General features: G+C 57.5%; 11 protein-coding genes. 1 reads left to right on the top strand and 10 read right to left on the bottom strand.

Annotated features, from left to right (window positions below; translation table 11 throughout):
- Nucleotides 1-51: 51 nt before the first annotated feature.
- From lpdA to sdhC, 7 genes are all read right to left on the bottom strand, one after another.
- A complete protein-coding gene (gene lpdA / locus MME58_RS10320) occupies nt 52-1488 on the bottom strand; it encodes a dihydrolipoyl dehydrogenase (RefSeq protein ID WP_054985786.1) in 1437 nt (478 codons plus the stop codon).
- A 172-nt stretch (nt 1489-1660) separates the two neighbouring features.
- Complete coding sequence (odhB, locus tag MME58_RS10315) at nt 1661-2875, bottom strand: 2-oxoglutarate dehydrogenase complex dihydrolipoyllysine-residue succinyltransferase (protein WP_054985785.1); 1215 nt, start codon at nt 2873-2875, stop codon at nt 1661-1663.
- A gap of 41 nt (nt 2876-2916) precedes the next feature.
- Complete coding sequence (locus MME58_RS10310) at nt 2917-5748, bottom strand: 2-oxoglutarate dehydrogenase E1 component (protein ID WP_055005803.1); 2832 nt, start codon at nt 5746-5748, stop codon at nt 2917-2919.
- 259 nt (nt 5749-6007) lie between these two features.
- A complete protein-coding gene (locus MME58_RS10305) occupies nt 6008-6712 on the bottom strand; it encodes a succinate dehydrogenase iron-sulfur subunit (RefSeq protein ID WP_054985783.1) in 705 nt (234 codons plus the stop codon).
- A gap of 12 nt (nt 6713-6724) precedes the next feature.
- Nucleotides 6725-8497 carry a succinate dehydrogenase flavoprotein subunit gene (sdhA, locus tag MME58_RS10300; protein ID WP_054985782.1) on the bottom strand — a complete coding sequence of 591 codons (1773 nt, stop codon included), beginning with the start codon at nt 8495-8497 and terminating at the stop codon, nt 6725-6727.
- A 3-nt stretch (nt 8498-8500) separates the two neighbouring features.
- The gene (gene sdhD / locus MME58_RS10295) at nt 8501-8869 is read right to left on the bottom strand and encodes a succinate dehydrogenase, hydrophobic membrane anchor protein (RefSeq protein ID WP_003382006.1); all 369 of its coding nucleotides are present in this window, start codon (nt 8867-8869) and stop codon (nt 8501-8503) included.
- Nucleotides 8863-9237 carry a succinate dehydrogenase, cytochrome b556 subunit gene (sdhC, locus tag MME58_RS10290; protein ID WP_054985781.1) on the bottom strand — a complete coding sequence of 125 codons (375 nt, stop codon included), beginning with the start codon at nt 9235-9237 and terminating at the stop codon, nt 8863-8865. Before sdhC ends, sdhD begins: the two co-directional genes overlap by 7 nt.
- 363 nt (nt 9238-9600) lie before the next feature.
- Here sdhC and gltA point away from each other — a divergent pair, with 363 nt between their 5' ends.
- Nucleotides 9601-10890, top strand: a complete 1290-nt coding sequence (gene gltA, locus MME58_RS10285) for a citrate synthase (RefSeq protein ID WP_054985780.1) — start codon at nt 9601-9603, stop codon at nt 10888-10890.
- Between the two features lie 58 nt (nt 10891-10948).
- Here the strand turns inward: gltA and MME58_RS10280 are convergent, their stop codons facing one another.
- The 3 genes from MME58_RS10280 to MME58_RS10270 all read right to left on the bottom strand — a co-directional run bounded on the left by MME58_RS10280 (nt 10949) and on the right by MME58_RS10270 (nt 12602).
- Entirely contained in the window at nt 10949-11560 is a 612-nt protein-coding gene (locus tag MME58_RS10280) for an START domain-containing protein (protein ID WP_055005804.1), read from the bottom strand.
- A gap of 56 nt (nt 11561-11616) precedes the next feature.
- A complete protein-coding gene (locus MME58_RS10275) occupies nt 11617-11874 on the bottom strand; it encodes a YkgJ family cysteine cluster protein (RefSeq protein WP_054985778.1) in 258 nt (85 codons plus the stop codon).
- 92 nt (nt 11875-11966) lie between these two features.
- The gene (locus MME58_RS10270) at nt 11967-12602 is read right to left on the bottom strand and encodes a translation initiation factor 2 (RefSeq protein ID WP_082427315.1); all 636 of its coding nucleotides are present in this window, start codon (nt 12600-12602) and stop codon (nt 11967-11969) included.
- Nucleotides 12603-12702: the final 100 nt, after the last annotated feature.

The following is a 12702-nucleotide window of genomic DNA, read 5'->3' as shown; positions in this document are numbered from 1 at the left end:
CCTGCTTGCAAGGCCTACGACGGGCACTGCGCCGTGGTTTCTCTTGTTGTCTTAGCGTTTCTTGCGATTCTGGATATGGATGGCACCGCCATTCACAGCCAGTGCAGCTTCATGCAGCGCTTCGGACAGGGTCGGGTGCGAGAAGACCATCATGCCGATGTCTTCTGCGCTGCTGCCGAATTCCATCGCAATCGCGCCCTGCTGTACCAATTCGGCAGCGCTTGGGCCGATAACGTGAACACCCAGTACGCGATCGGTCTTGGCATCGGCAATGATCTTGACGAAGCCGCCGGTGTCGTTGGCTGCCATGGCACGGCCGCTGGCCGCGAACGGGAACGTACCGACATTGACTTCAACGCCTTCGGCCTTGAGCGTCTGCTCGGTCTTGCCGACCCAGGCGATTTCCGGGTGGGTGTAGATAACCGACGGGATCAGGTTGTAGTTCATCTGAGCCTTGTGGCCCTTGATGCGCTCGACCACCATGATGCCTTCTTCCGAGGCCTTGTGCGCCAGCATCAGACCACGAACCACGTCACCGATGGCATAGACACCCGGTACGCTGGTGGTGCAGTAGTCATCAACGTAGATGAAACCGCGCTCGTCCAGGTCGACGCCACTGTCCGAAGCCAGCAGGTCAGTAGTAACAGGACGACGACCCACGGCCACGATCAGGCGATCGAAGGTGATCGATTGTTCGCCAGCAGCGTCGGTATAGCTGACAACCACTTCTTCGCCTTCGACCTTGGAACCGGTCACACGAGCGCCCAGCTTGATGTCCAGGCCCTGCTTGGTGAAGGTTTTCAGCGCTTCCTTGGAAACCGCTTCGTCGGCGGCCGGGATGAACTTGTCCAGTGCTTCCAGAACAGTGACCTGGGCACCCAGGCGAGCCCATACGGAGCCCAGCTCCAGACCGATCACGCCAGCGCCGATGACGCCGAGACGTTGTGGAACCTGTTGGAATTCCAGTGCGCCAGTCGAATCGACGATGACTTTCTGGTCAACCGGAGCAGGCGGAATGTCAATTGGACGAGAGCCCGACGCCAGGATCACATGGTCCGCTTCGATGATTTCGACAGTGCCATCAGCAGCTGTCAGCTCGACCTTCTTGCCAGCCAGCAGTTTGCCATGGCCCTGCAGGGTGGTCACGCCATTGGCTTTGAACAGGCTGGCAACGCCGCCAGTCAGGCCTTTGACGATCGTAGACTTGCGGCCGATCATGGCCGGAACGTCCATGCTCACTTCAGATGTCGAGATGCCATGCACGCTGAAGCCGTTTTTGGCTTCGTAGAATTTCCAGGAGCTGTCAAGCAGTGCCTTGGAAGGAATGCAACCAACGTTCAGGCAGGTACCGCCAAGGGCCAGTTTGCCCTCCTTGTCCTGATACTTCTCGATGCAGGCAGTCTTGAGACCAAGTTGCGCAGCCTTGATGGCGGCAACATAACCGCCAGGGCCTGCGCCAATCACTACCACGTCGAATTTCTGGGACATAAAAAAAAGTTCCTCTTTAGCTGCTAGCTTTAAGCTGCAAGTTGCAAGCAGGCCTGTGATGCATTACAGACCTGCTTGCCGCCTGTTCATTAGATGTAACCCGCAAAACCCGAGTCGTGCGACACGCCGCTTTTATCGTGCAGCCTGCAGCTTGCAACTCGAGGCTGTCTCATCAGATATCCAGCAACAGACGAGCCGGATCTTCCAACAGGTTCTTGATGGTCACGAGGAAGGTTACCGCTTCCTTGCCGTCAATCAAACGGTGATCGTACGACAGCGCCAGATACATCATCGGACGAATCACTACCTGACCGTTGACTGCCATCGGGCGCTGAAGAATGTTATGCATGCCCAGAATTGCAGCCTGTGGCGGATTGACGATCGGCGTCGACATCATCGAACCGAAAGTACCACCATTGGTGATCGTGAAGGTGCCACCGGTCATCTCGTCGATGGACAGTTTGCCATCACGGGCCTTCTTGCCAAAGGTAGCGATGCCACCCTCGATTTCAGCCAGGCTCATGTGCTCTGCGTTACGCAGAACCGGTACAACCAGACCACGGTCGCTGGATACGGCAACACCGACGTCGGCGTAACCGTGATAAACGATGTCGGAGCCGTCGATCGAAGCGTTGACTGCCGGGAAGCGTTTCAGCGCCTCGGTAGCGGCCTTGACGAAGAACGACATGAAGCCCAGGCGTACGCCGTTATGCGACTTCTCGAACAGGTCCTTGTACTTCGAACGCAGTGCCATGACTTCGGTCATGTCGACTTCGTTGAACGTGGTCAGCATGGCCATGTTCGACTGAGCTTCGACCAGACGCTTGGCGACGGTCGCACGAACACGAGTCATCGGTACGCGCTTCTCGGTGCGGTCGCCAGCAGCGACAACCGGAGCAGCAGCGGCAGCAGGTTTGGCGGCAGGCGCAGCGGCCGGAGCGGACCTCTTCGCTTCAACTGCGGCCACTACGTCTTCCTTGGTGATACGACCGTCTTTACCTGTGCCCTTGACGCTGGCCAGGTTGATCGCATTCTCTTCGGCCAGCTTGCGTGCAGCAGGCGCGGCAATGGCGTCTTCTTCATCGGCGCCGGCTGGAGCCGCCGCAGGAGCAGAAGCAGGCGCGGCAGCTGGAGCAGCAGATGCAGTAGCACCGGCGTCCAGGGTTGCAATTACTTCGTTGGACAGGACAGTGCTGCCCTCGCCTTTCACGATCGATACCAGTACGCCGTCAGCTTCGGCCAGCACTTCGAGCACGACCTTGTCGGTCTCGATGTCGACCAGCAGCTCGTCACGTTTTACCGCTTCGCCCGGTTGCTTGTGCCAGGTGGCAATGGTGCCGTCGGCAACGGATTCCGGGAAAGAGGGGGCTTTGATCTCGATAGCCATTATCTGTAATTCCTTAATTCGGTTTCTAATGCTCGAAGGCGTTAAACAGTGAAGGCATCTTGCAGCAGTTTTTCCTGCTGCTCGGCGTGCATCGAAGCGTAGCCACAGGCTGGCGCGGCAGAGGCATCACGACCGGCGTACTCGAGAACGAGTTCACGTTTATGGTTGCCCATGCTGCGGCGCAGATGGTGCTGACTGCTGTACCAGGCACCCTGGTTCATCGGCTCTTCCTGGCACCAGACCACGTGTTGCAGGTTGATGTAGGGTGCGATGGTTTCCATCAGATCATCTTCAGGGAACGGATACAGCTGCTCGATACGAACGATGGCAATGTCTTCACGGCCTTCGGCACGACGTTTTTCCAGCAGATCGTAGTAGACCTTGCCGCTGCACAGCACCAAGCGCGTTACCTTGGCCGGATCGAGGGTGTCGATTTCCGGGATAACGGTCTGGAACGAGCCTTCGGCCAGATCTTCCAGGGTCGAAACAGCCAGTTTGTGACGCAGCAATGACTTGGGCGTCAGCACGATCAGCGGCTTGCGCAGCGGACGGATAACCTGACGGCGCAGCAGATGGTAGATTTGCGCAGGGGTCGTCGGTACGCAGACTTGGATATTGTGCTCGGCGCACAGTTGCAGGTAACGCTCAAGACGTGCGGAAGAGTGCTCCGGGCCCTGCCCCTCGTAACCGTGAGGCAACAGCATGGTCAGACCGCACAGACGGCCCCACTTGTGCTCGCCGCTGGTGATGAACTGGTCGACAACGACCTGGGCACCGTTGGCGAAGTCGCCGAACTGGGCTTCCCAGATAACCAGAGCATCAGGCTGGGTCGTCGAATAACCGTATTCGAATGCCAGTACCGCCTCTTCCGAAAGGAACGAGTCGTACAGGTCGAAACGTGGCTGGCCGGAGTACAGATTCTGCAGCGGGATATAGGTCCCGGCGTCTTTCTGGTTATGCAGCACGGCATGACGGTGCGAGAACGTACCGCGGCCGATGTCCTGCCCTGTCATACGGATCGGATGGCCTTCGAACGCCAGCGTGGCGTACGCCATGGTTTCGGCATAACCCCAGTTGATCGGCAAACCGCCGGCCTGCATCTTCTGACGGTCTTCGTAGATTTTCTGTACCTGACGCTGCACGACGAAGCCTTCCGGCAGCTCCATGAGCTTGGCGGACAGTTCCTGCAGGGTCTTCAGATCGAAACGCGTGTCGTGACGCGCAGTCCAGGCATGACCCAGGTACGGACGCCAGTCGACGAACAATTCCTTGTTCGGCTCCTTGACCAGACTTTTCACGACATGCAGACCGTTGTCCAGCGCGCTGCGGTAGTCATCGACCTTGGCCTGAACACGGGCCTCATCGAGAACGCCGGTCTTGATCAGGTGCTCGGCATACAGCTCGCGGGTGGTTCGCTGCTTGGTGATCTGCTGATACATCAGCGGCTGGGTACCGCTAGGCTCGTCAGCTTCGTTGTGGCCGCGACGCCGGTAGCAGACCAGATCGATCACGATATCGCGCTTGAACTGCATGCGGTAATCGATCGCCAGCTGGGTCACGAACATCACAGCTTCCGGATCATCCCCATTCACATGGAGGATCGGTGCCTGAATCATCTTGGCCACGTCGGTCGCGTACTCGGTCGAGCGCGAGTCCAGCGGGTTGCTGATGGTGAAGCCAACCTGGTTGTTGATGACGATATGGATCGTACCGCCCGTCTTGAAGCCGCGAGTCTGCGACATCTGGAAGGTTTCCATGACCACGCCCTGACCTGCAAAGGCCGCGTCGCCGTGGAGGGAAATCGGCAGAACCTTGTCACCGTTCGGATCGTTACGACGATCCTGACGCGCACGCACCGACCCTTCGACCACCGGAGAAACGATCTCCAGGTGGGACGGGTTGAATGCCATGGCGAGGTGAACCTCACCGCCTGCGGTCATGACATTGGAAGAGAAGCCCTGGTGATACTTGACGTCACCGGAACCCAGCTCCACTTTTTTCTTGCCTTCGAACTCGTCGAACAGGTCACGCGGGTTCTTGCCGAAGGTGTTGACCAGTACGTTAAGACGGCCACGGTGGGCCATGCCGATCACGACTTCCTTGGTGCCATAGGACCCTGAGCGCTGAATCAGCTCATCCAGCATCGGAATCAGGCTTTCGCCGCCTTCCAGACCAAAGCGCTTGGTGCCCGGATATTTGGTGCCCAGGTATTTTTCGAGGCCTTCAGCGGCGGTGACACGCTCGAGCAGATGGCTCTGGATGTCGGCCGAGAATGCCGGCCGGCCACGCACACTCTCGAGACGCTGCATGAACCAGTTGCGCTGTTCGGAATCCACGATGTGGGTGAACTCGGAGCCAATGGTGCGACAATATGTCTGCTGCAACGCTTCGTGAATTTCGCGTAGGCTCGCTTCCTCTTTGCCGATGAACAGGTCGCCGGCACGGAAAGTCGTATCCAGATCGGCATTGGTCAAGCCGTAATGATTGATCGACAGATCCGCAGGCGCAGGGCGCTGCCACAGGCCCAGCGGATCGAGCTGGGCAGCCTGGTGGCCACGCATCCGATAAGCCTGGATCAGTCGCAGCACTTCAACCTGCTTCTTCTCGTGCTCGCTGCTCACACTGCCGGCGGATACCGGTTGAGCGCGGCGCTGGTTTTTAGCCAGCAACACGAAATGATCGCGAATAGTCGAGTGCGATACATCAGTGGCAGAGCTGCCGTCTGCTGGCAACTTCTGAAAGTAGGTGCGCCATTCTTCTGGCACAGCGTTAGGGTCGTGCAGGTAAAGCTCATAGAGCTCTTCCACATAGGCAGCGTTACCACCGGATAGGTGGGCACTGTTCCACATGCGCTGCATCACGCTTTCTTGCATGCTTGGTCACCCTCGGTAAGGGGACACCACCGGCGAAGACACCAGAGCAATCCTGAAATAGTCGTGTGCAGCGACTGTATCAAGTCACCAGGGATCACGCAGATAGTCCGGGTACCAGCCCGGATGCCCCTGCTGGTCTCATTTCTTCAAAATAAGAGCGGCAGCTTTGCGAGCTACTGCTCAGGTTAAAACTACGGCGCCGGTTGAAGCCTGCGCCGCAGCCACTTCAGTGCAACGGTGTAACAGATAAAACGATGAATCAGACGCCGCTTTGCAACAGCATGTTGCGTACGTGACCGATAGCCTTGGTTGGATTAAGGCCTTTCGGGCACACGTTGACGCAATTCATGATGCCACGGCAGCGGAATACGCTGAACGGGTCATCAAGCGAAGCCAGACGCTCATTGGTGCGAGTGTCACGGCTGTCAGCCAGGAAACGGTAGGCTTGCAGCAGTGCAGCAGGACCCAGGAACTTGTCGGGGTTCCACCAGAAGGACGGGCAGGAAGTCGAGCAGCAAGCGCACAGGATGCACTCGTACAGACCATCGAGCTTTTCGCGCTCTTCCGGAGTTTGCAGACGTTCGATGGCCGGAGCCGGCGTGTCGTTCTGCAGGAATGGTTTCACCTTCTCGTACTGCTTGTAGAAGATGCTCATATCGACGACCAGGTCACGAATGACCGGCAAACCAGGCAGCGGGCGTACGATCAGCTTGTTCTTGGCGACAACGGCAGACAGTGGCGTGATGCATGCCAGGCCGTTTTTGCCATTGATGTTCATGCCATCGGAACCGCAGACGCCTTCGCGGCACGAACGACGGTAAGAGAAGCCTTCGTCCTGTTCCTTAACCAGCGCCAGCACGTCCAGCACCATCAGGTCCTTGCCGCCGGTATCGACCTGAAACTCCTGCATGAAGGGCGCAGCGTCCTGATCAGGGTTGTAACGATAAACACTGACTTGCAACATATCGGTCACCCCTTAATAAGTCCGAATCTTAGGTTCAAAAGTCGGAACAGTCTTCGGCGAGAAATTCACGGCACGCTTGGTCACACGCTTGTCACCCGGGAAATACAGGGTGTGGCACAACCAGTTCTCGTCATCGCGATCTTCGAAGTCTTCACGGGCGTGGGCACCGCGGGACTCTTTACGATGCTCTGCGGCGATCGCCGTGGCTTCGGCAACTTCCAGCAGGTTTTGCAGTTCAAGTGCTTCGATACGAGCCGTGTTGAACGCCTGGCTCTTGTCGTTGATCTTGACGTTGGCGATACGCACGCGCAGGTCAGCCAGCTGGGCAATACCCTTCTGCATGTATTCGCCAGTACGGAACACACCGAAGTAGTTCTGCATGCAGCTCTGCAACTCTTTACGCAGCGTGGCGACGTCTTCACCGGTGGTGCGCTCGTTCAGGCCGGCAAGGCGTGCAAGGGCAGCATCGATGTCGGACTCGGAAGCGCGCGCATAGTCGACGCCTTCGCGCAGCGCCTGCTCCAGATGGATACCTGCGGCGCGGCCGAACACCACCAGGTCGAGCAGCGAGTTACCGCCCAGACGGTTGGCACCGTGAACCGATACGCAGGCAACTTCGCCCACTGCGAACAGACCAGGAATGATCTGATCGACGCCGGCAGCGTCCTGAGTGATCGCCTGACCATGAATGTTGGTGGCAACGCCGCCCATCATGTAGTGGCAGGTTGGCACGACAGGGATCGGTGCGGTTGCAGGATCAACGTGCGCAAACGTCTTGGACAACTCCATGATGCCTGGCAGACGACTGTGCAGCACTTCTTCACCCAAGTGATCGAGCTTGAGCATCACATGGTCGCCATCAGGACCACAGCCGTTGCCGGCAATGATTTCCTTGACCATGGAACGCGCCACAACGTCACGACCGGCAAGGTCCTTGGCGTTCGGAGCATAACGCTCCATGAAACGCTCGCCGTGCTTATTGATCAGGTAGCCGCCTTCACCACGGCAGCCCTCAGTGACCAGTACACCTGCGCCGGCAATGCCGGTCGGGTGGAACTGCCACATCTCGATGTCCTGCACCGGTACGCCTGCGCGCAACGCCATGCCGATACCGTCACCGGTATTGATCAGGGCATTGGTGGTCGACGAGTAGATGCGGCCTGCACCCCCGGTCGCCAGCACGGTTGCATTGGCACGGATATAAGAGGTTTCGCCTGTTTCAATGCAGATTGCGATGATGCCGACAAAGGCGCCATCGTGATTCTTTACCAGGTCGACTGCGTAGTATTCGTTGAGGAATACAGTGCCGGCCTTCAGGTTGGCCTGATACAGGGTATGCAGCAGTGCGTGGCCGGTACGGTCCGCCGCTGCACAGGTACGCGCAGCCTGCCCGCCCTTGCCGAAGTCCTTGGACTGGCCGCCGAACGGACGCTGGTAGATGCGGCCCTGCTCGGTACGGGAGAATGGCAGTCCCATGTGTTCAAGTTCGAAGACAGCTTCCGGACCTACGGAACACATGTACTCGATAGCGTCCTGGTCACCGATGTAGTCGGAACCCTTGACGGTATCGTACATGTGCCAGCGCCAGTCATCGTTCGGGTCTGCAGACGCGATGGCGCAGGTGATGCCACCCTGGGCAGACACGGTGTGCGAACGGGTCGGAAACACCTTGGTGACCACGGCAGTCTTGTGACCGCCCTGGGCGAGCTGCAGCGCTGCGCGCATGCCGGCACCGCCACCACCAATGATGATGGCGTCGAAAGAAAGCGTATTTGTGTTAGCCATGAATCAGATACCCCAAAGAATCTGCACGCCCCAGACGAAGTAGGCGAACATCAGAACGCCGCATACCGCCTGAAACAGGAAACGTACTGCAGTGGCGGACTTGCCCAGCGCCATCGGCGTCAGGTAGTCGGTCGCGATGGTCCACATGCCGACCCAGGCGTGAGCGCCAAGGGCAACGAGGGCCAGCAGACTGAAGATACGCATCCCGTTGTGCGCGAACAGATCATGCCATTGGGCGTAGCTGAGACCCGGATGAAAGACCATGTAACCGATCAGGAATATGAAATAAGCCGCGAGCACGACCGCAGAGACACGCTGAGCCATCCAGTCGTAGAGGCCCGAACGTGACAGGTTGGTGACGTTGGTTACCATATCCATACTCCTGCCAGAAGAATCAGAATCACGGAAACCGCGATAACGATTTTGGAGCCCAGCTTGCCGCCTTCGAGCGTCTCGCCTACCCCCGTGTCCATGATGAGGTGGCGAATACCGGCCACCAGGTGATACAGCAGGGCAGACAGAAGCCCCCAGATGATCAGCTTGGCCAGCGGGCTGGTCAGACACGCCTTGACTTCACCGAACCCTTCTTCGGACGCCAGCGACTTGTCCATTGCATACAGCATGATTGCAATACCGACAAAGAGGATGACACCGGAGATGCGGTGAAGGATGGACGTGTAAGCGGTGACTGGGAGCTTGATGGTCCTTAGGTCTAGATTTACAGGTCGTTGGCTATTCACGGCTTTTTTTCACACTGAAGAGCCCCTAACAATCAGGGCAAGTTGTTGGGAAGTGCACTGGTCAGGTACCCACCACCCAGGAAGTGACGACCCCCTTGAAACAGGCCAAAAAGCCTCTGGCGGTCGGACGCCGAGTATAGACAGTTAGGTTACTAATGACAACGCGCAGACTTACCGCCAATGGCGCATTGCGTTGCCGGGACAAAAGGCGTAAACGGCAGGAAACGATGTGAAAAAATCAATGATTCAGGCCTTGCGGAACACGACTTTAGGCAAATTGACTTTAGAATTTATCTCACTATAGTGATGCGGGCCCTGCGTGGGGGGCCTGTCTGATGATTTGAAGCATAAATAGGAGGCCACATGGCTGACAAAAAAGCGCAGTTGATCATCGAGGGCGCAGCCCCCGTCGAGCTGCCAATTCTGACCGGTACAGTGGGTCCGGACGTGATCGACGTACGCGGCCTGACCGCCACCGGCCGCTTCACATTTGACCCTGGCTTCATGTCCACGGCCTCTTGCGATTCGAAGATCACCTACATCGATGGTGACAATGGAATTCTGCTGCACCGCGGCTACCCGATCGAACAACTGGCCGAGCAGTCCGACTATCTCGAAACCTGCTATCTGCTGCTCAACGGCGAACTGCCCACCGCCGAACAGAAAGCCCAGTTCGTGGCCGTGGTCAAGAACCACACGATGGTTCACGAGCAACTCAAGACATTTTTCAACGGCTTTCGCCGCGACGCCCACCCGATGGCCGTCATGTGCGGCGTAGTCGGCGCTCTCTCGGCGTTCTACCACGACTCGCTGGACATCAATAATCCGCAGCACCGCGAAATTTCCGCCGTGCGCCTGGTTGCCAAGATGCCGACCCTGGCAGCAATGGTCTACAAGTACTCCATGGGCCAGCCCATGATGTACCCACGAAACGACCTCAGCTACGCCGAAAACTTCCTGCACATGATGTTCAACACTCCGTGCGAGATCAAACCGATCAGCCCGGTGCTGGCCAAGGCGATGGACAAGATCTTCATCCTTCACGCCGATCACGAGCAGAACGCCTCGACCTCCACCGTGCGCATGGCAGGCTCTTCGGGCGCCAACCCGTTCGCCTGTATCGCAGCCGGCATCGCAGCACTCTGGGGCCCGGCCCACGGCGGTGCCAACGAAGCGGTACTGACCATGCTCGATGAAATCGGCGACGTGTCGAACATCGACAAGTTCATCGCCAAGGCCAAGGACAAGAACGATCCGTTCAAGCTCATGGGCTTCGGTCACCGGGTTTACAAAAACCGTGATCCGCGTGCCACCGTCATGAAGCAGACCTGCGATGAAGTACTGAAAGAACTGGGCATCAACAACGACCCTCAGCTCGAACTGGCCATGCGCCTCGAGGAGATCGCCCTCACCGACCCGTACTTCATCGAGCGCTCGCTGTACCCGAACGTCGACTTCTACTCCGGTATCATCCTCAAGGCTATCGGCATTCCGACCAGCATGTTCACCGTGATCTTCGCCCTGGCGCGGACCGTCGGCTGGATTTCGCACTGGAAAGAAATGCTCTCCAGCCCCTACAAGATCGGTCGCCCTCGCCAACTGTACACCGGCAACGTGCAACGCGATATCGTCGCTCTGCAAGACCGCAAGTAAGCATTAACGCAAAAAACAAAGGGCTGCCAGTGGCAGCCCTTTTTCATGCACCCCGCAATCACTGCGTCTGCGCGGCACGCTCTCTGAGCGCTTTCAACGTATTGAACGGCGCATCGACCACAAACTTGTTGGCCAGCATCGATGGCACACTGCCGCCGGGCTCCGTATGCACCTGATAGGTCACCTCGGTCTGATTCGACCCCTTGGGCACCATCTTCCAGAAACCCTTGACCTCGGTCACGCGCACATAGCCCTTCTCCTCGGGAATGTAATTCGGCTGCTCCTCAAGATTCCGGGTAATGCTCCCGTCAGCCCCTTCCACGGTAGTGATCAGCAAAACCGAGTCACGAGGCGTAACCGGCCATGGGGTTTTGAAGCGGCTATAGGTCCAGGTCTTGTTACCTTCATGCTTGAGTATCTTTTGCGACTCGCACTCGTGAATCCAGGCGCAAGCACCGGCAACATCCTCCTGAAGCGCACGCAGCTTGCTCACACTGGCATTGATGACTGCAATGCCCTGATAGGCCTTGTAGTCGGACCCAGGGGCGTCGCTTAACGAAACCTTGATTCCGTCCTCGTTCTTGACCACCTTCCAGTCATCAGCCTGCGCGGTCCCGGCAAGCATTACAGTCAAACCACAAGCTACAGCCATGCGATACAGCGGACTCATTGTTTTATTCCTTGTTTTGAAGTTCCGACAAAGCAATTGCGCTCAATAGCACCCTTTCATGCGGCTGCAGTAGCCTTTTCCCACCAACCGATCAGCCGAATGGCATCAGCCTGATCGACACCGCAGACATCCTCTGCCGCCTTGAACTGGCCACACACCGCCGGACGCTCCGCCCTGCCGAACAATGCGCATAAAAAATCAACCGACAGGTGCAGGCAACGCTCGCCTGCAGGCTTTCCATCAGGCATGCCAGGTATGGGAGACGTGATGGAAGGCGCTATGCAACACGCACCGCAATCGGAACGGCAGTCCATGACCAGACACCTTTACTGATAAGTGAAAAGAGGAAGGATATTAACCGTCAAAACGTCTGTTTGAAAACGCTGTATCGGACGACAAGCAGGGCTTACTGCTTGAATTTGAAGTCCAGCGCCGCACCCTCTACATCGCGACGGTTGTCATTGCGCATCTGCAACTGCATTTCGTTGGTCAGCAATCGCCCTTCAAGCTCGAAAGGCCCGGGATTGGCCGAGGCATTCTTATCGTTGAACATCTGCGGCAATATCGGTTTGCGCTTGCTGGTAATCACTTTTGCTGGCGGATCCAGTTCTTTGACCAGTTCAGGAGGCAGGCTCAGGTCAAGCTTGGGCGATTTGATCCGCACATCCTTGGCACTGGCCGCTTTGGCGTCTTTGGCGTTTTTGCGGGTACTGGCAGGCGCCTTGGCTGCCACCACCTTCGAAGAAGGCTTTTCAGAGGCAGCCGGTTTTGCGACAGGCAATGAAGGCTCTGATTTTTCCTTGCCGACCACGACTGGAACGACAGGCACGCCGGGCATCAACTGGTGCATGGTATCGGGCGCCTTGAGCTGCTTGGCGTCGGTCGCCGCCTCAGCAGGCGCTTCAGTCTTCAAATGCACCTCAGGCGACACCGGAGCAGTAACCACCACCTCAGTCCTGGGCTTGGGCACGGGCGTATCCTGAGCATCACAACCACTCAGAAGCACAACGACAAGCAATCCCAGACAGCGAAAAACATTCATAGGCAAAGAATCAGGCAAGACAGTGGCAAAAGGCCGGAAAGAAACACATGCTGTTCTTTTGAGGCCAACCTGACAAGAAAAGAGTTCCAACGAACTGATA

Origin of the sequence: Pseudomonas syringae pv. tagetis, assembly GCF_022557255.1 — a bacterium.
Lineage (GTDB): Bacteria > Pseudomonadota > Gammaproteobacteria > Pseudomonadales > Pseudomonadaceae > Aquipseudomonas > Aquipseudomonas caricapapayae.
Note: the sequence above shows the minus strand (reverse complement) of the source record. Positions and strands in the feature narration are given on the sequence as shown.

What these genes read in the sequence shown, in the direction of transcription:
- MME58_RS10280 (WP_055005804.1), bottom strand. Translation starts at nt 11,560, where the DNA reads ATGAGTCCGCTGTATCGCATGGCTGTAGCTTGTGGTTTGACTGTAATG.
- MME58_RS10275 (WP_054985778.1), bottom strand. Translation starts at nt 11,874, where the DNA reads ATGGACTGCCGTTCCGATTGCGGTGCGTGTTGCATAGCGCCTTCCATC.
- lpdA (WP_054985786.1), bottom strand. Translation starts at nt 1,488, where the DNA reads ATGTCCCAGAAATTCGACGTGGTAGTGATTGGCGCAGGCCCTGGCGGT.
- MME58_RS10305 (WP_054985783.1), bottom strand. Translation starts at nt 6,712, where the DNA reads ATGTTGCAAGTCAGTGTTTATCGTTACAACCCTGATCAGGACGCTGCG.
- gltA (WP_054985780.1), top strand. Translation starts at nt 9,601, where the DNA reads ATGGCTGACAAAAAAGCGCAGTTGATCATCGAGGGCGCAGCCCCCGTC.
- sdhD (WP_003382006.1), bottom strand. Translation starts at nt 8,869, where the DNA reads ATGGTAACCAACGTCACCAACCTGTCACGTTCGGGCCTCTACGACTGG.
- odhB (WP_054985785.1), bottom strand. Translation starts at nt 2,875, where the DNA reads ATGGCTATCGAGATCAAAGCCCCCTCTTTCCCGGAATCCGTTGCCGAC.
- sdhA (WP_054985782.1), bottom strand. Translation starts at nt 8,497, where the DNA reads ATGGCTAACACAAATACGCTTTCTTTCGACGCCATCATCATTGGTGGT.
- MME58_RS10310 (WP_055005803.1), bottom strand. Translation starts at nt 5,748, where the DNA reads ATGCAAGAAAGCGTGATGCAGCGCATGTGGAACAGTGCCCACCTATCC.
- MME58_RS10270 (WP_082427315.1), bottom strand. Translation starts at nt 12,602, where the DNA reads ATGAATGTTTTTCGCTGTCTGGGATTGCTTGTCGTTGTGCTTCTGAGT.